The organism is Variovorax raffinosi, assembly GCF_051216615.1.
In the GTDB taxonomy this organism is placed as follows: Bacteria; Pseudomonadota; Gammaproteobacteria; order Burkholderiales; family Burkholderiaceae_C; genus Variovorax.
The window spans coordinates 118,478-137,227 of the sequence record NZ_JBPJZR010000012.1 but is presented as its reverse complement, the minus strand read 5'-3'; the positions used below and the strand labels follow the sequence as shown (position 1 = coordinate 137,227).

The 18,750-nt window shown below is 62.8% G+C and carries 30 protein-coding genes; 3 read left to right on the top strand and 27 right to left on the bottom strand.

Translation table 11 applies throughout. The features are described from left to right. Positions 1 to 5: 5 nt before the first annotated feature. The 27 genes from ACSFB7_RS29335 to ACSFB7_RS29205 form a co-directional block, all read right to left on the bottom strand. Positions 6 to 1,529 (bottom strand): phage tail sheath C-terminal domain-containing protein, encoded by a 1,524-nt coding sequence (locus tag ACSFB7_RS29335; protein ID WP_435475846.1) that lies wholly within the window; start codon positions 1,527 to 1,529, stop codon positions 6 to 8. Positions 1,530 to 1,590: 61 nt separating this feature from the next. Then, positions 1,591 to 1,761: a hypothetical protein gene (locus tag ACSFB7_RS29330; protein ID WP_435475845.1), complete on the bottom strand. Its 171-nt coding sequence runs from the start codon at positions 1,759 to 1,761 to the stop codon at positions 1,591 to 1,593. A 10-nt stretch (positions 1,762 to 1,771) separates the two neighbouring features. After that, positions 1,772 to 2,614 (bottom strand): hypothetical protein, encoded by an 843-nt coding sequence (locus ACSFB7_RS29325; RefSeq protein ID WP_435475844.1) that lies wholly within the window; start codon positions 2,612 to 2,614, stop codon positions 1,772 to 1,774. Continuing rightward, entirely contained in the window at positions 2,614 to 3,279 is a 666-nt protein-coding gene (locus ACSFB7_RS29320; protein WP_435475843.1) for a hypothetical protein, read from the bottom strand. Before ACSFB7_RS29320 ends, ACSFB7_RS29325 begins: the two co-directional genes overlap by 1 nt. 3 nt (positions 3,280 to 3,282) lie before the next feature. Beyond that, positions 3,283 to 3,672, bottom strand: coding sequence for a hypothetical protein (locus ACSFB7_RS29315; protein WP_435475842.1), 390 nt, complete (start codon positions 3,670 to 3,672; stop codon positions 3,283 to 3,285). Positions 3,673 to 3,675: 3 nt separating this feature from the next. Next, the gene (locus tag ACSFB7_RS29310) at positions 3,676 to 4,053 is read right to left on the bottom strand and encodes a hypothetical protein (RefSeq protein ID WP_435475841.1); all 378 of its coding nucleotides are present in this window, start codon (positions 4,051 to 4,053) and stop codon (positions 3,676 to 3,678) included. A 73-nt stretch (positions 4,054 to 4,126) separates the two neighbouring features. Then, positions 4,127 to 5,494 (bottom strand): major capsid protein, encoded by a 1,368-nt coding sequence (locus ACSFB7_RS29305; RefSeq protein ID WP_435475840.1) that lies wholly within the window; start codon positions 5,492 to 5,494, stop codon positions 4,127 to 4,129. A 118-nt stretch (positions 5,495 to 5,612) separates the two neighbouring features. Next, positions 5,613 to 6,158: a phage scaffolding protein gene (locus tag ACSFB7_RS29300; RefSeq protein WP_435475839.1), complete on the bottom strand. Its 546-nt coding sequence runs from the start codon at positions 6,156 to 6,158 to the stop codon at positions 5,613 to 5,615. Positions 6,159 to 6,204: 46 nt separating this feature from the next. Beyond that, positions 6,205 to 7,677, bottom strand: a complete 1,473-nt coding sequence (locus tag ACSFB7_RS29295; RefSeq protein ID WP_435475838.1) for a phage portal protein — start codon at positions 7,675 to 7,677, stop codon at positions 6,205 to 6,207. A 3-nt stretch (positions 7,678 to 7,680) separates the two neighbouring features. Then, positions 7,681 to 9,024 (bottom strand): hypothetical protein, encoded by a 1,344-nt coding sequence (locus ACSFB7_RS29290; protein ID WP_435475837.1) that lies wholly within the window; start codon positions 9,022 to 9,024, stop codon positions 7,681 to 7,683. Further along, complete coding sequence (locus ACSFB7_RS29285; RefSeq protein WP_435475836.1) at positions 8,999 to 9,514, bottom strand: HGGxSTG domain-containing protein; 516 nt, start codon at positions 9,512 to 9,514, stop codon at positions 8,999 to 9,001. The genes ACSFB7_RS29290 and ACSFB7_RS29285 overlap by 26 nt, the downstream gene beginning before the upstream one ends. A 431-nt stretch (positions 9,515 to 9,945) precedes the next feature. Next, positions 9,946 to 10,350 carry a hypothetical protein gene (locus tag ACSFB7_RS29280; RefSeq protein WP_435475835.1) on the bottom strand — a complete coding sequence of 135 codons (405 nt, stop codon included), beginning with the start codon at positions 10,348 to 10,350 and terminating at the stop codon, positions 9,946 to 9,948. Continuing rightward, the gene (locus tag ACSFB7_RS29275; RefSeq protein ID WP_435475834.1) at positions 10,347 to 10,490 is read right to left on the bottom strand and encodes a hypothetical protein; all 144 of its coding nucleotides are present in this window, start codon (positions 10,488 to 10,490) and stop codon (positions 10,347 to 10,349) included. Before ACSFB7_RS29275 ends, ACSFB7_RS29280 begins: the two co-directional genes overlap by 4 nt. Beyond that, a complete protein-coding gene (locus ACSFB7_RS29270) occupies positions 10,487 to 10,792 on the bottom strand; it encodes a hypothetical protein (RefSeq protein WP_435475833.1) in 306 nt (101 codons plus the stop codon). Before ACSFB7_RS29270 ends, ACSFB7_RS29275 begins: the two co-directional genes overlap by 4 nt. Next, a complete protein-coding gene (locus tag ACSFB7_RS29265) occupies positions 10,789 to 11,400 on the bottom strand; it encodes a recombination protein NinG (protein WP_435475832.1) in 612 nt (203 codons plus the stop codon). The genes ACSFB7_RS29270 and ACSFB7_RS29265 overlap by 4 nt, the downstream gene beginning before the upstream one ends. After that, entirely contained in the window at positions 11,394 to 11,867 is a 474-nt protein-coding gene (locus ACSFB7_RS29260; protein WP_435475831.1) for a recombination protein NinB, read from the bottom strand. Before ACSFB7_RS29260 ends, ACSFB7_RS29265 begins: the two co-directional genes overlap by 7 nt. A 124-nt stretch (positions 11,868 to 11,991) precedes the next feature. Beyond that, positions 11,992 to 12,222 carry a hypothetical protein gene (locus ACSFB7_RS29255; RefSeq protein ID WP_435475830.1) on the bottom strand — a complete coding sequence of 77 codons (231 nt, stop codon included), beginning with the start codon at positions 12,220 to 12,222 and terminating at the stop codon, positions 11,992 to 11,994. Continuing rightward, positions 12,219 to 12,617: a hypothetical protein gene (locus tag ACSFB7_RS29250; protein WP_435475829.1), complete on the bottom strand. Its 399-nt coding sequence runs from the start codon at positions 12,615 to 12,617 to the stop codon at positions 12,219 to 12,221. Before ACSFB7_RS29250 ends, ACSFB7_RS29255 begins: the two co-directional genes overlap by 4 nt. Then, on the bottom strand, positions 12,614 to 12,820 hold the full coding sequence (locus tag ACSFB7_RS29245; RefSeq protein ID WP_435475828.1) for a hypothetical protein: 207 nt from the start codon (positions 12,818 to 12,820) through the stop codon (positions 12,614 to 12,616). Before ACSFB7_RS29245 ends, ACSFB7_RS29250 begins: the two co-directional genes overlap by 4 nt. After that, positions 12,817 to 13,365 carry a hypothetical protein gene (locus ACSFB7_RS29240; RefSeq protein ID WP_435475827.1) on the bottom strand — a complete coding sequence of 183 codons (549 nt, stop codon included), beginning with the start codon at positions 13,363 to 13,365 and terminating at the stop codon, positions 12,817 to 12,819. Before ACSFB7_RS29240 ends, ACSFB7_RS29245 begins: the two co-directional genes overlap by 4 nt. Positions 13,366 to 13,375: 10 nt before the next feature. After that, positions 13,376 to 14,278, bottom strand: coding sequence for a hypothetical protein (locus tag ACSFB7_RS29235; RefSeq protein WP_435475826.1), 903 nt, complete (start codon positions 14,276 to 14,278; stop codon positions 13,376 to 13,378). After that, on the bottom strand, positions 14,263 to 14,880 hold the full coding sequence (locus tag ACSFB7_RS29230) for a hypothetical protein (RefSeq protein WP_435475825.1): 618 nt from the start codon (positions 14,878 to 14,880) through the stop codon (positions 14,263 to 14,265). The genes ACSFB7_RS29235 and ACSFB7_RS29230 overlap by 16 nt, the downstream gene beginning before the upstream one ends. Beyond that, complete coding sequence (locus ACSFB7_RS29225) at positions 14,877 to 15,194, bottom strand: hypothetical protein (protein WP_435475824.1); 318 nt, start codon at positions 15,192 to 15,194, stop codon at positions 14,877 to 14,879. Before ACSFB7_RS29225 ends, ACSFB7_RS29230 begins: the two co-directional genes overlap by 4 nt. After that, on the bottom strand, positions 15,194 to 15,565 hold the full coding sequence (locus ACSFB7_RS29220; protein ID WP_435475823.1) for a hypothetical protein: 372 nt from the start codon (positions 15,563 to 15,565) through the stop codon (positions 15,194 to 15,196). The genes ACSFB7_RS29225 and ACSFB7_RS29220 overlap by 1 nt, the downstream gene beginning before the upstream one ends. Next, positions 15,562 to 15,957, bottom strand: a complete 396-nt coding sequence (locus ACSFB7_RS29215) for a hypothetical protein (protein ID WP_435475822.1) — start codon at positions 15,955 to 15,957, stop codon at positions 15,562 to 15,564. The genes ACSFB7_RS29220 and ACSFB7_RS29215 overlap by 4 nt, the downstream gene beginning before the upstream one ends. A 94-nt stretch (positions 15,958 to 16,051) precedes the next feature. After that, entirely contained in the window at positions 16,052 to 16,240 is a 189-nt protein-coding gene (locus ACSFB7_RS29210) for a hypothetical protein (protein ID WP_435475821.1), read from the bottom strand. Positions 16,241 to 16,408: 168 nt separating this feature from the next. After that, positions 16,409 to 16,633, bottom strand: a complete 225-nt coding sequence (locus ACSFB7_RS29205) for an XRE family transcriptional regulator (RefSeq protein WP_435475820.1) — start codon at positions 16,631 to 16,633, stop codon at positions 16,409 to 16,411. A 136-nt stretch (positions 16,634 to 16,769) separates the two neighbouring features. Here ACSFB7_RS29205 and ACSFB7_RS29200 point away from each other — a divergent pair, with 136 nt between their 5' ends. From ACSFB7_RS29200 to ACSFB7_RS29190, 3 genes are all read left to right on the top strand, one after another. Then, positions 16,770 to 17,390: a S24 family peptidase gene (locus ACSFB7_RS29200; RefSeq protein ID WP_435475819.1), complete on the top strand. Its 621-nt coding sequence runs from the start codon at positions 16,770 to 16,772 to the stop codon at positions 17,388 to 17,390. Further along, entirely contained in the window at positions 17,390 to 17,920 is a 531-nt protein-coding gene (locus ACSFB7_RS29195) for a zinc ribbon domain-containing protein (protein WP_435475818.1), read from the top strand. The genes ACSFB7_RS29200 and ACSFB7_RS29195 overlap by 1 nt, the downstream gene beginning before the upstream one ends. Positions 17,921 to 18,105: 185 nt before the next feature. Next, positions 18,106 to 18,750 (top strand): DUF7666 domain-containing protein (locus tag ACSFB7_RS29190; RefSeq protein ID WP_435475817.1); only part of this gene is annotated, 645 nt, incomplete at its 3' end.

The window sequence follows — 18,750 nt, the reverse complement described above, 5'->3', positions numbered from 1 at the left end:
CTCCCTTACGCTGCGGCGCTGGTTTGTTGACGGGCCACGGTGACGGACTGCCCGCCTTCGAGGTTGATGATGAATTTCTCGACCACCGCGAGATAGCGCACCTTCACGTCGGCCTGCAGATAGCCCAGCGCGATGCGGTCCGGCTTGTTGTTGCTCGTGTCGCAGATGACGCTGAAGTCGTCGATCTGGCCCTGGTCTTTCATGGCTTGCAGGAAAGCGGACAGGGTCGCTGCAACCTTGCGGCGCAGCGGGTCGTTGGGCTGGATCGATTGCAGCTGGCCGATGTACAGCCCCATCCCGGCGTTGAACGTGTACGCCAGATAGTTGGTCATCCGCGTGTAGTTGTCGCCGTTGATGACCGGGTTGCTGCTCGAGTTGTGGCCGAAGCGCGCGCCGAAGACATTGCCGGCCGGGATCGGGTTGCAGATCAGGTCGATGCCGGCCTGCCCCAGCGCCTGTAGTTCGGCGCTGCCGTACAGCTGCGTGAGCTGACTGCGCTGTGTCCCGACGATCCCGAAGAGCGGCTTGTTCAGCGACGACTGCTCGGGCGAGAGGTTTGCCAGGCGCCCGAGCGCGAAGCCCTGCGGCGACACAAGGCGCGTCAGCTGCGCAACCGGGTCGGCCCAGAGGATCCAGTCGCCCTGCAGCAGCTTGAACGGGTAGGCGTCGATGCCGGCCGTGGCCTTCACCGTTGTTGCATTGCTGATGGTGTCGCCCGCCGGGCCGACGCCGATCATGTAGATGCCTTCGGAGAAGCCGAACGACACCTGGGTCGTCCAGGTCGTCGAGGTGTCGCAGTCCGCGAGCGCAGCGATCGATGTGCCGGTGCCGCGCAGCGCATACATGCCCGTGCGGGTGCCGGTGTCGGCGCCGACGAGGTTCGTGGCCGCGATCCCCGCGCCGTCTGTCCCGCCGGCGAGCGCGTAGCTGGCCGTGACGAGCGCGGCGACGCCGGCGCCCGCAGACGCAACAACATAGCGCGACGCGCCACGCAGGCCATTCGTGCCGTTGTTGATGGCTGCAGCCATGTTGACCCACAGCGCATTGCCAGTGCCGGGGATGTTGTCGAAAACCTCCGGAACCTGGCCCGGCATGCCGATGGTGATGCGCGAGGTGCTGGCGGCGCTGCCTGGCGCGGTGGAGGCCACGAGGCCGTTGCCCAGCGTACCGGTGTATTTCGCCGTGAGGGTCAGGCAGGTTGACAGGATGATGATGCTGGCCGCCACGTCCGTGCCATCGGTGACGCGCACGCCACGGAAGTTCGACGCACCCTGCAGCACGGCCGTGGCCATGATCGTGCCCATGTCGTACTTGCGGTTCTGGATGGAGCCGAAGTTCAGCGCATAGTCGGCCATGCTGCCCATGATCACGGGCGAGTTGACCGGCCCCCACTGGGCGGTGCCGACGATGCCAGCGATGTTGGTGGGCACGCCGTTGAGCAACTGCACCTGGGGCGGGACGATCTGCACGTACAGATCGGGGACGATGAGGGCGGTCGTGTTGATCGACCCCTGTTGAACGACGGGCATGTGATGCTCCTAGAAATGCGAAAGCCGCCCGAAGGCGGCCTGCTGGTGAAGGTGGAGAGGGTCAGTCGCCGCGCTTGCCCGTCTGGGGCGCCACGGGTGCGGTCGGCGTATCGGACGCCACTTTCACGACGCTGCCGGGATGGCTTTCAAGCACTTCCGCGACGGTTTTTTCATCGGTGATCTCTTGGCCCGGCAGGTAATCGCCGAACGCGCTGGTTACTACGAGCTTCATGGTGAGGCCTTCAGGTGTTGATGATGGGAGACGCGGTAGCAGTCGAATTCACGACCACCGAAGGCCGCGTCTGAATGATCTCGACAGTGGTGTCGGTGCGCGTCACGATGGTCCCGTACTCGATGGCCAGGTCGATGTCGCGGCGGTAGATTCCCTGGCGCTGCTCGGTGTCGATCTGCCGGCTACCGGCGTAGTTGACTGTTGCACCGGTGCCATCTGGCATCGACAGGTGATTCAGCGCGGCCAGCACGGGCCCGATGACCTTGGCCAGCGGCTCGCGGTTGCCGAAGCAGTTGGCCCAGATGCTCACGGTGAAGACGCGCAGCTCGCGCGCCACCTCTGCGGCGCTGGTGCCATTCGCCACGATGCGGGCGATGCGCGCGTGTGCGTTCGGGATCGTCAGCACGGCGCCGGCGGCGCTGGCCGGCTGGTCGACGACCACGAGCGCGGCGAGCGCGGCGGCGATGGTGTTCAGCGTGTCGTTCGCCTGCACACCGTAGGCGTAATCCTTGCCGTCGATGATCAGCGCCACAGCCTGGGGGATGCTCACGGTTCCGCCCATCGTGATCGTGGCGCCCGTCACCGTGGCCGTCAGCGTCGGCGCCGGTGCGATGAGCTGTTGCCATTCCGGCGCGCGGCGGGTCGTCACGCTGGTCTTATCCGTGGGCCATACAGACACATGCGCGATAGAAGGCGTTGCGGCCAGATCAGCCTGCAGGTCCGCCGGGCTCGGCCATCCCTGATAGATCTTCGCCTGCACACCGCCGACCGGCGGCTGCGAGGTGCCAGCCGGGTAGACGGCCGCAGCGATGATGCCAACGAGCGCGTTGGCGACGTCGGTCATGTCGGCCATCAGGCGTGCGCCTCTTTGCAGTTGATGCGCCAGCCAAGGTCAGTCAGTTCAGCGGCCTCCGCGATGTAGCGGCGCCCCAGGTCGTCGATGATGATGTCGCTGGCGTTGATCACGATCGGCACCGATGGCGGCAGCAAGATCTGCCATCCGGCATTGCTCACCGCCATCGGCAACTCGGTGCCGTGGCCCTGCCGGCCGCCCAGCAAGATCGAGGCAGGCCAGCCATTCGACAGCACGCCGTTTGTGATCGTGCCCAGACCCGCAGTGCCATCCGCGATGCAGGTGCCCCCGTAGCCCTGCACACCAGTGCCGCTCACCGGCGGCGCAGGCCGGAGCAGGCCCACGGAGCGATTGCATGCCACGCACAGAATCGAAAGATGCAACTGCTGGCCGGCGATGAAGAACGGGCCTTGTGGACCCAGCAGGTAGTCGCCCGCCTGAGTCAGCGTGCCATCGAACAGGCCGTACCAAGTTGCTTTTCCGTACTTGTTCGGCTTTACGTATTCCCAGTCCTCTGCATTGAAGCTGGCGAGAACCGAGCCGACGACATTGGCCAAGGGCGCAGCGGCCAACAGCGGGCGCGCGATGCTGTAGCTCACACCCAGACGCACCGCAGCTTTGCCATAGCCCTTGTAGATGCGGTTTTGAAGCGTTGCAGCGTCCACAGATCACACCACGATGGAAATGCCGCTGATCGACAGGGCCGGCCCAGGCGGGATGCCGAGGAACGCGCAGAAGTCTCGGCGCACACCGTTGAACAGGTTGCGCCGGTCGCGCGTCTCGTTCTTGTTGTGCGTCCATACCGCCGCCCGGTCGGTGTCGAGGTTGGACCGGACACCGGTGGCGCCCATGATGTCGCCCTCCAGCGCAGTCAGGTTTGTCAGGAAGGTGCGTGCGACCGTCTCTTCGGCGGCCCCCAGCGTGTTCATCTTGTATTCGAGCGTGCCGTAGGCGGTCGAGAAGCGATAGCCCGACGCCGGCAACGGCTGCGCACCGCCGGCAAGGCCGTAGCCCGCAAAGCGGCGGATGTCCGTCTTTTCAGCGTCGGTGAAGGCCATGGCTTACTCGGCCTCGAAGACGACACCGCGGTCAACCAACAGGGCGATCTCTGCTGGGTCTTCGACCACACTGCCACCCAGCCACGAGCGCAGCACGCCATCGTCGTCGTAGAAGGCGTAGGGCGCGGCAAGCGTGACGCGCGAGGGAAGTTCAGCCTCTTCAGTGCCCACCACATCGATTGTGGCGACCGTGCTGGTGGCAGCGGCGTCGACGATCTGGGTGGTGACTTGGCGGCGAACGGCGCGCTTGCCGCGGCTGGCCGGCGGAGGGGCAACGGGGGTGTCGAGCACAGCCTCAACCACAGCAGGCACCACGGCTGCTGGCGCGATCTCGCCAGTTGCGAGTGAGTCTTCCGCGGAGGCGATTGGGTCGTCAGACATGGGTGAATCCTTTTCGGAGAACGTTGAACAAAGGGGCCGCCCAGAGGCAGCCCCTTCAGTCACCGCTCAGGGCTTAGACGTGTTCGATCACCACCGAGCGCTTCAGGTACTGCGCGCCGGCCGTCGGGATAATCGTGCTGTTGGCCGTGGCGTCCGTCGGAGCGACGAAGCCGCCGATCCAGAACCACGACTGCGCGACGATCTGCGCCAGGCGGTCGATGGGGGCACGGGTGACCATGCAAACGCTGTCAGTCATCTCGATTTCGGAGTTGGTGCCCGAGAGTTCGGCGGCCTTCTGCTGCATGCCGGCGAAGTCGCCCTCGACCAGCGAGCCAGGGGCGCACAGGATCGGCCGGCGCACCGTCAGGCCGGCCGTCGTCGGGTGAGCCTGGGTCAGCGCTTCGGTGGTCGGGATGAAGTTCGCGCCCATCAGCTGGAACACCTTGCCGCGTTGGGCTTCGGGCGAACCGTACTGGCCCTGGTACATCAGCTTGAAGTCCTGGTCGGCGAACAGCTGACGCATGCTCACGTTGTCCAGGTACAGGTTGAACAGCTGATTCTGCATGCCAGTGTTGTTGCGCAGTTGGGCAATGGCGTCTTCGATCACGCCAAGGGTCAGCACGTCGCCCGCCACCAGCGCCGGGGTCGCGGTCGCGATGCCGAGCGCGGAACCGCCCTTCCACTTGCCATTCGGGCGAACGAGAACCGGGCAGTTGGCGTGCGACACGATGTTCGCCAGCGTGCCGTCAGCAACGGTCACGTTGCCCGAGAAGGTCAGCGTGCCGCTGAAGCCGCCCGGAGTGGTCGAGACGTTCGAGCCGTCGCGCGCCGTGCCGATCAGCGTGTAGACGTTCAGGCCCACCAGCACCGAAGCGGTGAAGGTGCCGCTGACGGGCACGTACTTGCCGGCTGAGGCGGAGGCGTTGCTTGCGAGAACCTGCTCGAAGCCGCGCACGTCGTCGACGTTGATGGTCGCGGCCGGCGCGCCGAGCGTGGTGCGCACACGGCTGTTGCCGCCCAGGTAGGCGGCAAACAGCGCGTTGCGGGCCAGGCGGTCGAGCGACTGGCGTGCCTGCGTTCCGTTGGTCATGCCGTTCAGCAGGAACTGGTTGGCGATCCCGACTTGCGAGGTCACGATGTTCAGGTCGATCGAATCGCCGTACTGGTCGATGCCCAGCACGTATTGCTCGATGGTCTGGCTCGACGGCGTGATGCCGTTGTCCAGGTTCGTGTTGCTGGAGGGGGCGAGCGGCGTGGTGACGGGCGCCTTCAGGCCGGCGCGGGTCTTCGTGACCGTTTCGCCAACGTTGATGGAGACCTTCTCGCGGTCTGCGACGGCGCGGTAGCCCAGTGCCGACGTCAGGCCGGTCTGGAACTCACGTTGAAGAAAGCCCTGTTGGATCGCGTTTTGCAGCGCGATGGGCATGTTCTGAATGGACATGGAGATGCTCCTGGAAAGTTGGATAACTCCCGGTGGGCATCAAGCCCTCGTCAGGTCGTCGGATACGTGTGGAACCGGGAAGCCCGGCGAGGGGTCGGGCATCAGCCCGGTTGTGGAATCAGGTCGCGGTGAGCTTGGCCTTGGCCGTCTCGTATTCGGCAGTGGTCATTTCGCTGACCTTCTTGGCGGCCGGCTTTTCCCTTGGGGGCGGCTCCTGCGTGTTGCTCGTGCTCGGCGCGCCGAAGAGATAGGGCTTGGACTTCTTGAGTTCGTCCATGAGTGCCTCAGCCCCCTCGACTTCGCCCGCCTCGGTCAGCTTGATCTTGGACAGGTCAGCCAGCTTCAGGCCGTCGAGGTCGACCATGCCGGCCTTCAGCGCCGCGGCCTTCATCTCGGCGCGGATGACGCGCTGCTCGGCGGCAGTGTTGGTGCTCTTGACCTTTTCGTCGGCCTCAAGCGCGGCCTTCTCGGCCGCAGTCTTGTGCGTGTCGCGTTCCTTGGTCAGTTCGTCGGCCTTGAGGCGCCAGCCTTTGTTCTCGTTGCGGAGTTCCTTCACGTATTCGAGCGTGAAAGTTTGCGGCTCGGGGGGCGCAGTGGGGGTGCCGCCGCCGCCGGCGCCAGGATCAGCATTGAAGAAAGCGTATTTGCGATTGAAGGGAGGCATCAGCCAGCTCCAGTAAAAGGCCTGCATCAGCAGGCCGGGTTGGGAATCAGTCGTCGGCCGCTGGGGCCGGTTCCGTCGTATTGCTTGGTGGCGGCTGGAGGCTCGGCGGCAATGCATCAGCGTTGATCGCCGTGATTTCCTTGGCCACGTCTTCGATGTCGTAGTCGGTCGCGATGGCCTTCACTGCTGTTTCTTGCGACAGCACGCCAGCAGCGCGCGCGGTGGAAAGCGTCTCAGCTTGGCTTAGCTTGTCGGCGTAGGTCGGCGCGTACCAAGCGGGCCAGCGCAGGCTGAGCGCGGCCCTCATGTCGAGCGTGCCGATGTCAGTGCCGTCCTTGAGCTTGAGCGGGTACTTCTGCGAGGCCGCCACGATCATACGCAACAGGTCTAGCAATGCGCCTTCGCCGTAGCTGATGCGCAGCTTGTCGGCCAGCCAGATCAGCGCCTGGTTCATCAGCTCCATTGCGCGGCCAGACTGGGCAGCATTCAGTTTGTCGGCGTTCGCACGGTTGCCGTGGGCACTCTCAAGTGCCAACTCGCGCAGGCCGCGCACGTAGTCCAACACTGCGGCGACAGCTGTGCCGTTGATCTCCAGCAACTTGGCGTCGCCCTTCTCACCAACCACGAGGGCGCTCCCGGCGCCCTTGACGATCCGGCTGTCATTAGGCGCAGCCGGCTCCTTGAGCATCAGCGTGGGGTCGCTGGAGTACTTCAGGCCTCGACCAGCCTGGGACAACTGGTAGTCGATTTCAATCTGGCAGTCGATCGCCTCAACTGGGAAGGTGCAAGCGCCGTCGGTTCGATCGCCGCCGGGCAGGTTGCGCACCCAGACGCAGGGCACAAAGCCCAAGGAGTGCGTCACAGTGCGCGGGCTGTCAATCGTCGGGGGCGGCGCATCGGGGGCCGCTTCCACGGGCTCGTACCAGACCTCCTGCGTGTCGGTCCAGTCACGCTGAAACCAGAACTGCGCCTCCAGCTTGTCATCCGGCACCGCGTAGCCGCCATCCTTCAGCAAATGGCCCTTGACCTTGTAGCGCTCGGTCACCTTCTTCAGGGTGTCGGGCGCCTCAGGGTCCCATGTCGGCGTCAGGAACTGCGTTTCCTCAGCAGTGATGAACACACGGGCGCGAATGACGCGCAGAAACAAACAAACGCTGCCCACGCTGCCCTTGGTTGCCGCGTCGATCATCGTGGCGTTCAACATCGTCTCTTTCACGATGTCGAGCAGCGCTTCGCGTGTCTTCTCGGATTCGGTTTGAATCGCCGGGAAGTGCCCCTCGCTGAATAGTAGACTGACGGAATCCTCGACCACCGTGCGGCACAGCGCATAGCGAACGCTCGGGCGCCGCGAGCGCAGTGGCACGTACTCTCCCGTCCCCTCGATCTCCTCCTGGTGAAACTCGTAGGTCATCCCATCGTAGAAGGTGCCATTCAGCACACGCGAGAGGACGTCCAGGCGGTACTGCCGCGCTGGATAGTCCTTGTCGCGCTCGATAGTGGCTTGGATGGTTTTGAACATGCGTCAGCGGCTCATGTGATTGATCTGTTCATAGCGCGCTGGCACGTACACGAACTTCGTGTAGAGGTAGTAGCCGGTCGCGTCGGGCAAGTGATCCAAGTTCATGGTCTTGTCCGGCTCGTTCGTGCCTTCCTTGTAGACCAACTGCTCGTAGCACTTGATCGACTCTTTGCAGCGCGGGTCCACGAAGGCGTGACGCACACCGTCGGCGCTCTGGAAGCGTCCGTTCACCAAGTTCAGGCGGTCACGCACTAGTGGGTGCGCATCCATCGCGATCACGTTCAGGCCGTGCGCACGGAGGATGCTGATGTCCGTCTTGCCCTGCGCGCTGCTCCTGCGCTGCGCGCCGGCCGGGTCCGGATAGACCGTGATGTGCTTCAGGTCCGGCTTGAGCGGATCGAAGGACGGCTTGCCGTAGCGGCTCGCGATCTCATCCGCCATTTCGTCGGTGTTGCTCGTCGGGATGACGATCTCATCGATCTGCCATAGCTCGCCGCCCTGCCTCTCCTGCCACACCGTCGCGGACATCGGGTTGATGTTGAAGTCCATGCCGATGTGCAGTGGCAGCTTGGCGTCGTAGGGGCACGCCTTGACGTTCTGCCGACGGTCGAAGGCGTAGTAGACGCGCCCGCTGTAGTTCTCGAAGCTGGCCTCGTACTCCTGGCGGAACGTGCGCGCGTCCATGGTGCGCTGCGCCGCCGCGATTTCCTCCGGCGGGACATTGCCGCCGGACAGCGACGTGTACAGCCAGCTCTTGTGGTCCGCTTCAGCGCCCTGCCCCATGACATAGGTGTCGTAGCAGTGGTTGAAGCCCTTCGGCGTGCCAATGCGCAGCGAGTGGCCGCCGCGGTGGATCACTCCATCGATCGTGTACTTGCAGGTCGAGAGCATGGGGCGCAGAACTTCTTCCCACGCTGCATAGGGGCAGTCCGCCCATTCATCGACTAGCGCGAAGAAGAGGCCCGAGCCGCGCAGGTTGTCGTAGGCATCCAAGCCCACCACGCGGATGACGTGCCCCGTCTTCAGGGTGATACAGCACTCGGTCTCGTTCGGCTTGCCGTCGATCCATGCGCGAGGGATGGCGCGCTTGAGCCGCCGCCAGAAGACGCGCTTGGCCTGCTTGAACGTCGGAGCCGCGTACCAGATTTCATCGTCCGGCGACACGTTCCAGCGAGCAGCGAGCACCGCCGCGCGCCGCATCTCTGCAGCACCAAGAAACGTCTTGCCGAAGCGCCGGCCGCACACCGCATCGCGGAAGCGCGCCTGCGGCTGGAATCCCCAGTCGTAGATGTTGCGCTGCTTCGCTGTGAGGTGGATGACCTCACCGGATGGGGTTCGGCGGCCCATCTTCGTCCGGGGCACCCCGGGTCAGGCCATCGGCCTCCATGCCTTCGGGCGGCTCGCCAGCAGCCTCAATCAACGATGCCCGCGTCTTTTCCAGGCTCTCAATTCGCGCCGCAATGGTGTCGATCACCTTGCTGTAGTCGCGCACCTTGCTGCGCCGGACAGTCTTGGGCACCGTAACGGCGACACCGCCGCCCTCGTTCTCGGTCACCTCATCGATCTCAGGCTCGCCGTCCGCGTGCGCCTCGGCCGCCAGCGCACGCGCCAGGCGGATGCGCATCAGGTCGAGTTCGTCGTCAACAGTGCCCCGCTTCAGCGAGTCAAGGTCGGCGCGCTCCTCCGGCGTCAGATGCTTGGCGTAGATGCCATGCGTGCGCGCGTTCTGGTTGGTTTCGGGCGTCGCCCCACCGTGCATTCGGCATCGGCCGTTCGGCATCGGACGGGACTGGCAAGGTTCGCCAGATCGCGTTTTCGCCCCGCATGTTTCGGCCATCTGGGCCTCCAGTGCATGGGGTGTTTCAAGGAATGAGGGGCTGACAAGCCACCCAGCGGCGGTGAAAGGTGGAAAGCCCGCGCTATTGCTGGGTGGCAGTCAGAGGCGGCGATTTACCCATCGACTGCGCGGGCCTGCTGCTCCTTCCCGGGCCAGCAGAAGCCGTCCGAGTCAGTGGTTTGCAGGATTTGCTGAAGAAGAAAGCCCGCACGCGGCGGGCAAGAGGTCGGTGGTCGACCTTGGAGACAAGGGGTGCCACGGCGCGGTCGAGATCTGCGGCTTGAAAGCTGTGTGCAGCGAGGACCGGCCGGGCAAACGAAAAAGCCGCTGCGGCATTGCTACCGAGCGGCTTACTGTTCTTTTGGACGCACCAGCGCCCCACGAACGGCACTATCTCAAAAACGAATTCCCGTGTCAACTACTATTTCATTTCACATTACCCCGCCGCCGAGCAGCCGCATCGTCAGCATGTTCCTTGCCTCTAGGATCACCACGCCACGCTCGATGGCGTCGGCGGGCAGCCGCGGGCTCATCCACACCTTCCGGCCGGTGTAGCAGTTCCGCGCGAGGCAGTAGATCGCGGCCCGGTAGGGCTCAGGCATGCCGCCCTGCCCTCGCGCATCGCCGCTCACATGGAAGTCGATCGCCTGCATCTTCACGGCTTCCAGGTGGCCGTCCAGCAGGTCGTCGGCCGAGTCCCATCCGCTGCGGCTCTGGGCATCCCTGAACGCAGGGTCTTCCAGCCGGTCGACGCCGTTGACTGGCTTGTCCTTCATCCAGTGGTGCCAGCGGCTCAAGAGGTCGTCAAGGATGGCGTCGCTGTCGTTGTGCATCATTCGGTCCCCTTGGAAGGTTTGAGCCACACGCCATCCCAATGGCGGTAGCAGTCGCGGGCATGGCTCAGCGCGGCGATGGGTTGGCCGAGAAAGCGCACGAAGCGCCACCACTGGATGACGGCGTAGGCGAGCCGCTTCATGCGCCTTCCTTCTCGGGGATCATTTCGGGGCAGATGGCTGGCAGAGGCACGGGCGGCAGCCATGCCTTGGACTCGTCTACTGCGTCGTCGCCCGGATCACGGATTGGGCGAAGCGAGCTGTCGTAGATCGCTTCGGAAAGTCGGCCGTCCATCTCTTTCACTGGCAATTGCGGATCTGTGATCCAACAGTTGACCCTGATGATTTGTGAGAACGGATGGATCTCGATACAGCGCACAACTCGCCCCCATTGCGATTGATCCAGCCCCACGTAGAACGCCAAATCTCCAGGTTTGCAGTTCATCGCGCGTCTCCTTGCCCCTTGGGCGTGATGTTCAAAAGCGCCTTGCGCTTGGTGGTGTACGTGGCGCGGATGGCGCGCAGTTCGTCGGCCGTCCACTTGCAAACGGTGTTGTCTGCCTCAAGCGCCTCAACCCGTTCCAACCCGATTCGACGAATCAGATTGATCCGGTAGTCCACCGCGTTGCCGGCGAGCCACTGGTTGTCGTGCTTCGACTGCGCATGGCAGTTGTCTTCGTTGAAGCGCAGATGCGACGCGGCGCCCGTCGAGCGGTAGTGGCCGGCATCTACCGCATTGCCTGACCAGTCGAGTGCGCGGCCGCTGGAGATGCATGGATGCCCAGCCAGGCGATCACGCTCGCGGATAAAAGCGTTGAACACCCGCTGAGCAAGCTTGATGAGGTCGGAAATGCGCTGCAGCCTCTCGCGCGCGGCCTTGTCGACAACCCTCTGAGCCCGCTCCTTCTTCTTGCGATCTGCAGCCTTCTTCGCACTCAGCTTGTCGAGGAATGGCGCGATGCATTCCTCATGCAAGACGTGGCGCGCCTTGTCCTCAGGCATGCGCACCTTGCAATGCTTGCAACGGTTGGGCTTGAGGGCAGAACTCAGCACGGCGCGTCACCCCACGATTTCGGCGTGTGCAGCGTGATACCGCGCTCGGCCGCGTAGGCGTTCAGCCACTCGATGAAAGCGGCGGCCAGCCGAATCGTGAACGTGCGCGACTGCTCGCCCACCGCTACGAAGCCCGCATGGTTCAGCGCCGGCAGAAGCTGCAGCTCGCCGAACTTGTCCCACTCGGTCGACAACTGCGGGTCGTCGCGCGTCTCGTACTTGAAGGCATCGATCAGCAGACGCTTCCAGCTTTCAGGGTCGAGCCTCTTGCCATGCAGCTGGTCCTGCTTGGCGATGTCGCTAATGATCGCGTGGAAGTGAGCGTTCTGCCCCTCCCTGCGGCTCTCTTCCTTGAGCACCAGCCGGTAGCGGTGGCCCGCCATCGTTCCTGGCTTGATGGTGTCGCGGTACATCGTCGTAATGGCGGTGTGGGCCTGCTGGGGATTCACCAGAGCAACTGCGGTCATTGCGGAATCTCCCCGTGGTAATACTTCATCGGCAGCGGCGTAAGCGACCACGCTGGCGTCTGGAACGGCTCACCCAGCCATAGACCCCGGTCGATGCGCGACACCATTGGCAGCGGCCCCGAAGTCATGGCGAGGACTTGGCCGCCGATGTCGTATTTGTAGAGGTGACCTTGGCGAGCCTCGCTACAGCCTCTATTCGGTCGCGCTCCGCCTTCACTAGGGCTGGCAGGCCCGCACACGCACTGTCCTGCGCAGCCAGTTCCGCGGCACGCGCTTTGACGTACTCCCACCAGCCGTTCGTTGTCGGTGGTTGGATCAGGCGCACCAGATGCGCAAGGTTCTGTTCGGGAGTCATGCATGCACGCCTCCCCATGCCGCGTGAAGCGGATGGCTTGCCTGCACAGCCTTTCGGACAACCGCATCCGCAACAGCCGGCGCTGAGACTGAGACATGCTGAAACGGCGGCTCGTCCTCAGGTTCGCGCAATGGCGGTCGACCCATGGGCCGCTTGGGTCGCGCCTTGTTCGCCGCGATACGCCGCGCCCGAGCCTCGCGATTCCACTTCCAATCTTGGCCACCTTGGGTGATCGAATAGGGCTGGTCCGTGGCCTGAATGGCCTTGTGCTTGCGCAGGCAAGCCATCGCTGCATAGACCTGCTGCATGGACAACCCGAGGGTCGATGCCATCTGCTTGGCCGTGTAGGTCTTGCCATTGGCCATCAGGTTGAGGATCTGGAGGGTGTGGCTCATATGGTTGCCTCGTATGCAGCCAACTTCGCGTCATAGCCACCGAGAAAGTCGGCTGGAACGCGGACGGAACCGGTCCTGTCACCAAGGTATGCAAGCGCCCAGTTGATGTGGGCGCCGCTCACGCTGTGGTCGCGTTGCGCTTGGTCGAGGATGTCGTGAGCCTTGTGCGCCCACTGGTCGAGGGATTCGCGGGCGCGGATCATGCTGGAGTCCTTTCATACAAACGGTCGAGGCGTAGCAGCTCGGCTGCTTCGTTTCCGCCGGCGTCGCCAACCGCTGAAGCGATGGCCTGCTTGAGCCCGTCGAGAGTCACGGGAAGCGGCACATAGCCAGTCCTGCGGCGCTCCGCCTTCGCTTCGTGCTTCTCATTGATGGCGCGCGCCTGTCGGGCGTACTGGCTGCGCAGCGCGCTGCTCATGCCGATGGCATTCGGGATGCGGTACACCTCGCGCGGCTTGGCGGCGGCGCACAGGGCGACGAACTGCGGCAGGCTCGGCGGGTATTCGGCATGGCGCGCTTGGCAGTTGCGCAGCGCCATCTTGATCGTGTCTCCGTCGAAGTCGCGCAGCCCATGAGCCCAGATGCGACGAGCGTTGGCGATGCCTTGGTCTTCGCCGTTTTCGACTGCACCAGTGCTGAACTTGGTGAAGAACAGGTTGCCGTAGTAGCCGTGCAGCACCTTGAAGACGTTCTTCACGTCGCTCTCGGCGATAACAGGCTGCTCCTGCCGAAACTGGCTCTCGCTCACGAGGATGGGCTTAAACATCGATGACCTCGCCTTGTTGCTGTGGGGTGTCGAAAATGCCGGCCGCTGCGGCTGCGAACTTGCTCGCGCCGAATGCGGCGCGCGGGCCGGCCGCCGATGGCGCGGGAGCGGTCCAGTCGGCCGCGTAGTGCTCCCCGGGGCCGAAGAAGGTGGTCGGCTGCTTGATGAAACTAGGCTCGGTCTTGCAGGCTCGGCAGAAGGCCGCGTAGCGCTCGACACCGGACTGCAGCGCCTCGACGGTCACGCCTTCCTTGCGACGGGCCTTCCAGGCTTTGCAGGCGTCAGCCTTCGAGCGGCCGGGTCGATCTGGGTAGGCCAGCCACGCCGCCTCGAACTCGCTCGGGTACTTCGGCTCAGCCGACCCCGACGAAATATCTTCTGAACGTAGTGAAGAAGATGTAGTTGAAGATGAAGATGTAGAGCCGTCACCAAAGGTGGGCTTAGGTGAAGCCTTGGATGCATTGTTTGGTGTTGCATCGTTGCCTTCACCAAACCTAGAAGCCTCTCCTCGAATGGTGCGGACATATTCGTCCTTAACCATGCGGCTCGAATACCAGAGGGGGCCCGCTTGGGTGGGCAGCAAGGTGACTGGATCGCCGTTCTTGCGGCCACTGCGGGGCACGTAGATGAACGGTGCCGCCAGCGCCTTGTCGCCGCCCTTCAGTACGTTCTTGTCAACAAGCTCCCGCACCAACTTGATCGGCGCATTGGCAGAGTTGGCGAGATCGTTCAGCGGCCAGCGCACCACGCCGTACTCGTCAGAGTCGTGAAGGACGCACATGACGTCGACCCAAATGCCACGCGCTGCCGGCGAGCAGCGGCGCAGATTGGCGTTGTTGCGCCAGTCTGCCGGGTAGAACTGGAACGACGGACGGCGCACTACACGATCCTCCATTGCGAGCCAGAGAGGACAAATCCAACCGAGCCTTCTGACACGTTGAACTGCGCTGCGAGGCTCTTATAGGTAGCGCCACTGAGTCGCAAAGACCGAATTTGGGCGGCCTTTTCTTCGGACAACTTCGTGACACGCCGATTCCGAACCTGCTGGGCGGCCGTCGCCCAGCGCACATTTCCTGGCTCATAGTCGCTGCCGTTCTTGATACGATCCAATGAATGGTTCTCAGATGGTCGCGGACCCACGTCGACATAGAAGTCGGCGAACGATGCTTCCCAACGCTGACAGACGGAAATGCCGCGCGCGCCATAGTTCTTGTATTCCCGGTCAGCAGGCGAATTGCAACGATCGCGCATGTCGATCCAAGCCATGTATTCGGGTGACTTCGACATGCCATGCGTACTCGCGCGAACTGATGCTTCATCGCGTGCGAAGCAACCGCACGACCTGGTAGCACCCTCGCGCAAATGGTTGCTGCGAACCACAACACGGCTGCCGCAGTCGCAGTGACAGTTCCATCGAGTGCTGCGACCAATGCTCACGGCTTGGCTCATCACGAGCAGGCGATCAAAGCGCTCGCCGAAAAGGTCGAGGCGCTTCACAGGATCACCCACCTTCCTACGGGATGACTGTGTGTCTTCACACTTTGAGCCCGCACGAAACCGTCGAACTGAATCAAGCCCAGACCCCGGGCGACGCCAGTAAGTGCGCCCCATGCTTTGTGCGAATCAGGTTGGTTCGCAGCGGCGTGCCGGAACTCTTCCATCGTCATGTGCGTTGCGCCCGCGGCCTTGCGCGCAGCAAGCCACGAACGCAACTCAACGACGACGTTGTGCTTCCAGGCCACGTTGACATCGAGGGTCAGCTGCTGGCCAGCGGACTTCGCCGAAGCGGATGACGAGGCATTCAGGGTCATTAGATGGACCCCTTGGAGAGCGGTCGAACAGTGACGCGCAGCCAGCCCGACGTCTCTGCCAACTCCTTGCATTGCGTCGCCGCCTCTGGCACTTCATAGGGCTTGGTGCGGACGCGCTTCGCCTTTGCCTTTGCGAGCCATGTCAGTTCATTCCATTCGTCAGGAATGCGCTTGGCGTTCTCGCGGATCGCAATGGCACGCTCTTGCTCGTGAAGTCGCTTGGCCTCTTCCAGCGCGCCAGGAGGGATTCCTTCGACGGCGAAGCCTTTGTGAAACTCGGCCGGCGCGCCTGATGCGCGCTTAGGAAGGGGCACGCGCTTGGTGGTGTCGACGCGGTGGCCGTGGATATTGACAAATGCAAGACTGGTCATGCGAGAGTCCTTCCATGAAGCGCCTCAACGAGGACGCGGTTCTTGACTTCGGCGGCATGGGCGCGCTCTTCGGCAAGGCGAAGACGGCGTTCAAGCTCCGACTCTTGTTTGCGCAGGCTTCCAAGGTCGTAGCCGCGCTGATGCAACATCCAGAGCACCGGCGCATCGTTTCCGCAGGTGTCCATAAGCTTTGAAAACTTGGGCCAGACGATCCCCTCGGCGCCGGACTGCCAGCGCGAGAACTGAGCCTTGTCAACATCGAGCTGCTGCTGCAGCGTCTTGTCTAGCGCGTACCCGCCAAGCTCCGCACACAGTTCGATTGCCGCGCCGAGGGTCTGCTTGCGCGCCACTTCTTCAGGGCGGACTTCAACGTTCAAAGAGAGTTGGTTCACAAGGTCACACAAGAAAGTTGAGAGAGGTTGAGAGGCTTAAAAGGGCAAAAAAAAGCAGACTGGCGGCATGTTCAAAACCGCCTACGAAGCCGCCCTACTCGGACTTACGGAACTCATCGCACGAGGCGCTGCCAGGGGTCAGGCTCAGGACGAGAAACACGATGAGGAAGTAGCCGCCGACAACGATTGCGGCAAACTCGAAGGGCGTGAGATCAGCAAACACGGAGACCTCCATGTCGATAAGCAGCATTGGCAGCACGAAGCTGCGTTGCCCGGTTTGCACGGGTCAGCAGTTCGTTCATCCGCCGAATCGAGCGGTGGACTTGAAAACGGTGATCGCGTGCGCAGAGTGCGGAGCGATCGGGCCGGCCAGCGACTTCGCGCAGGCGAGCGCGTTGGAGCAAGTGGTGCGGGATGCGCTGGCGAAGGCGCGGAGGAAGTGAGCGCGGCATCAGGCAGCCTTTGCGTCAGCGCATGGCGCCTTGATCCGATTGATCGTGCGATTGCTGGCCTTGCTCAGCGCCAACAGCGATTGGCCAAAAACAAAGCTTGGCTGCTTGGTTTTGCCGTTCGCCAGATCACTCACTGTGGCCTGCCCGCAGCGGCAGAAGGCGGCGATCTGAGACTGGCTCAGGCCGCGTTTTTGAATCTCTGCGATGATTGATTGCCAGTCCATGCGCCCAGTTTATCGGCATGCCGATAGTTTTGCAAGCGGCATGCCGATTTGCAAAAACCCTACTCTCGCGCCCATGCGAGATTCAGAACGCTCAGAGTTCGGCGCCCGACTATTGGCGGCGCGGAAGCACGCCAAGATGAGCCAGGTCGACATTGCCAAGGTCGTTGGCATTTCCCAGGGCACCTATGCCCAGGCGGAGAAATCTGGCCAAGGCTCGGCCTTCACTACCCAGCTCGCTGCGGCAACCGGGGTTAACGCCGATTGGCTCGCCACAGGTCAAGGAGAGATGCTGCAAGCTCGCAGCTCATCCGAAGAATTCGACCTTGACGCCCATCCAGACCTTGAACGCATCCGCAAAGTGAAACTTCGTCTTCAGGCAGGCGTCAATGGCTTTGCCATCGAAGCTGATGAAGGCGATGGAATGCCCATCTTCTTTCGCTCGGAGTGGCTGCGAGAACGCGGCTACAAGCCCTACAAGCTCATCGCGATCAAGGTGACTGGGCAGAGCATGGAGCCCAACCTCTACCCAGACGACATGGTCGTGATCAACACGGCGGATACCGAGCCAAAGGACGGCAAGGTATTCGCTGTGAACTACGAAGGCGAGCCGGTCATCAAGAGACTGGTGAGAGATGGCGGAACCTGGTGGCTCCTATCCGACAACCCAGACCAACGCCGCTTCCCAAAAAAGGAATGCACTGACGGCTCTTGCATCATCGTCGGCCAGATCATCCACAAGCAGAGCGAGCAAATCTGATGGCACTTCAAAAATGCCATGAATGCGGCGGAGACGTTAGCAGTGAGGCTACAAGATGCCCCCATTGCGGCGCACCTGTTGCAAAAGCGCGGGCACCGAAAGCAGCCAATGCCACTGGGCAGGCTGTGGCAATCGTGGCCGCGGTGGTTGCAGTGCTCGCTACCCTTGCATGGCTCAACTTTGGCAATGACAAGAAGACGCCGGTTGCTGCAATACAGCCCGAGTGCGCATCGCAAGACCTTCAATGCCGTGGCGACAAGGGAGCGATTGCTGCTGGCGTCTACTGCAAGGATCAGATTGAACGTCTGGCCAAGCACAGCATGCGTTGGACTGACGGAACATTCGACATGAAGATGACCCGCTTCCGTTGGACCGATCAGATCGCAGGCGCCATCACCTACATGGGTGACAAGGCCGAATTTCAAAACGGCTTCGGTGCTTACACGCGCGTGATCTACGAATGCGATCTTGCCAACGACCAAAAGTCGGTCTTGGATGTTCGGATTCGTGAAGGCAGCCTCCCCTCATAAGTCACTCTCGCAGCAAACACGACGGCCGCCTATAGGGCGGCTTTTTCGTGGCCGCTTTGTGCCGTACTGGTTTGCACCGATAAAAAATATCGGCAATTACATCGGCAAACCGTTGACACAACATATCGGCATGCCGATAATTCATCTCACCAGCCGCAGACACGCGGCACCAACTGGAGAGATGGATGGCAACGAAGAAGTCTGAGAAAGCCGCGACGCCGGCAGAGCCCACGATCACAGCTTTCAAGGCATTCGGCCCTGACTGGAAGTGCCGTGATTTCCAGTACGACATCGGCGGCACATATGAGCATGCTGGCAAGGTCCGCGCTTGCGATAGCGGATTCCACGCCTGCGAAAACCCGCTTGATGTCCTGAGCTACTACGACCTGTGCGACTCGAAGTTCGCCACGGTTGAACTGTCTGGCGAGATCTCGCGCCACGGCGATGACAGCAAGATTGCTGGCGGCAAGATCACTGTCAAGGCTGAGCTGGGGTTGCCGAACTTCATTGGTGCAGCAGTTGCATATCTGCTCTCACTTGCAAAGGGTGATGGCGAGAAGGTGCGAGCTGCATCGGGCCACTCCAGCCAGCTCGCTGCATCGGGCCACTCCAGCCAGCTCGCTGCATCGGGCGACTCCAGCCAGCTCGCTGCATCGGGCGACTCCAGCAAGCTCGCTGCATCGGGCGACTCCAGCAAGCTCGCTGCATCGGGCAACTACAGCCAGCTCGCTGCATCGGGCAACTACAGCCAGCTCGCTGCATCGGGCCACTCCAGCCAGCTCGCTGCATCGGGCGACTCCAGCCAGCTCGCTGCATCGGGCGACTCCAGC

What these genes read in the sequence shown, in the direction of transcription:
- ACSFB7_RS29335 (WP_435475846.1), bottom strand. Translation starts at nt 1,529, where the DNA reads ATGCCCGTCGTTCAACAGGGGTCGATCAACACGACCGCCCTCATCGTC.
- ACSFB7_RS29330 (WP_435475845.1), bottom strand. Translation starts at nt 1,761, where the DNA reads ATGAAGCTCGTAGTAACCAGCGCGTTCGGCGATTACCTGCCGGGCCAA.
- ACSFB7_RS29325 (WP_435475844.1), bottom strand. Translation starts at nt 2,614, where the DNA reads ATGGCCGACATGACCGACGTCGCCAACGCGCTCGTTGGCATCATCGCT.
- ACSFB7_RS29315 (WP_435475842.1), bottom strand. Translation starts at nt 3,672, where the DNA reads ATGGCCTTCACCGACGCTGAAAAGACGGACATCCGCCGCTTTGCGGGC.
- ACSFB7_RS29310 (WP_435475841.1), bottom strand. Translation starts at nt 4,053, where the DNA reads ATGTCTGACGACCCAATCGCCTCCGCGGAAGACTCACTCGCAACTGGC.
- ACSFB7_RS29305 (WP_435475840.1), bottom strand. Translation starts at nt 5,494, where the DNA reads ATGTCCATTCAGAACATGCCCATCGCGCTGCAAAACGCGATCCAACAG.
- ACSFB7_RS29300 (WP_435475839.1), bottom strand. Translation starts at nt 6,158, where the DNA reads ATGCCTCCCTTCAATCGCAAATACGCTTTCTTCAATGCTGATCCTGGC.
- ACSFB7_RS29295 (WP_435475838.1), bottom strand. Translation starts at nt 7,677, where the DNA reads ATGTTCAAAACCATCCAAGCCACTATCGAGCGCGACAAGGACTATCCA.
- ACSFB7_RS29290 (WP_435475837.1), bottom strand. Translation starts at nt 9,024, where the DNA reads ATGGGCCGCCGAACCCCATCCGGTGAGGTCATCCACCTCACAGCGAAG.
- ACSFB7_RS29285 (WP_435475836.1), bottom strand. Translation starts at nt 9,514, where the DNA reads ATGGCCGAAACATGCGGGGCGAAAACGCGATCTGGCGAACCTTGCCAG.
- ACSFB7_RS29280 (WP_435475835.1), bottom strand. Translation starts at nt 10,350, where the DNA reads ATGATGCACAACGACAGCGACGCCATCCTTGACGACCTCTTGAGCCGC.
- ACSFB7_RS29275 (WP_435475834.1), bottom strand. Translation starts at nt 10,490, where the DNA reads ATGAAGCGGCTCGCCTACGCCGTCATCCAGTGGTGGCGCTTCGTGCGC.
- ACSFB7_RS29270 (WP_435475833.1), bottom strand. Translation starts at nt 10,792, where the DNA reads ATGAACTGCAAACCTGGAGATTTGGCGTTCTACGTGGGGCTGGATCAA.
- ACSFB7_RS29260 (WP_435475831.1), bottom strand. Translation starts at nt 11,867, where the DNA reads ATGACCGCAGTTGCTCTGGTGAATCCCCAGCAGGCCCACACCGCCATT.
- ACSFB7_RS29255 (WP_435475830.1), bottom strand. Translation starts at nt 12,222, where the DNA reads ATGACTCCCGAACAGAACCTTGCGCATCTGGTGCGCCTGATCCAACCA.
- ACSFB7_RS29250 (WP_435475829.1), bottom strand. Translation starts at nt 12,617, where the DNA reads ATGAGCCACACCCTCCAGATCCTCAACCTGATGGCCAATGGCAAGACC.
- ACSFB7_RS29245 (WP_435475828.1), bottom strand. Translation starts at nt 12,820, where the DNA reads ATGATCCGCGCCCGCGAATCCCTCGACCAGTGGGCGCACAAGGCTCAC.
- ACSFB7_RS29235 (WP_435475826.1), bottom strand. Translation starts at nt 14,278, where the DNA reads ATGGAGGATCGTGTAGTGCGCCGTCCGTCGTTCCAGTTCTACCCGGCA.
- ACSFB7_RS29225 (WP_435475824.1), bottom strand. Translation starts at nt 15,194, where the DNA reads ATGACCCTGAATGCCTCGTCATCCGCTTCGGCGAAGTCCGCTGGCCAG.
- ACSFB7_RS29220 (WP_435475823.1), bottom strand. Translation starts at nt 15,565, where the DNA reads ATGACCAGTCTTGCATTTGTCAATATCCACGGCCACCGCGTCGACACC.
- ACSFB7_RS29205 (WP_435475820.1), bottom strand. Translation starts at nt 16,633, where the DNA reads ATGGACTGGCAATCAATCATCGCAGAGATTCAAAAACGCGGCCTGAGC.
- ACSFB7_RS29200 (WP_435475819.1), top strand. Translation starts at nt 16,770, where the DNA reads ATGAGCCAGGTCGACATTGCCAAGGTCGTTGGCATTTCCCAGGGCACC.
- ACSFB7_RS29195 (WP_435475818.1), top strand. Translation starts at nt 17,390, where the DNA reads ATGGCACTTCAAAAATGCCATGAATGCGGCGGAGACGTTAGCAGTGAG.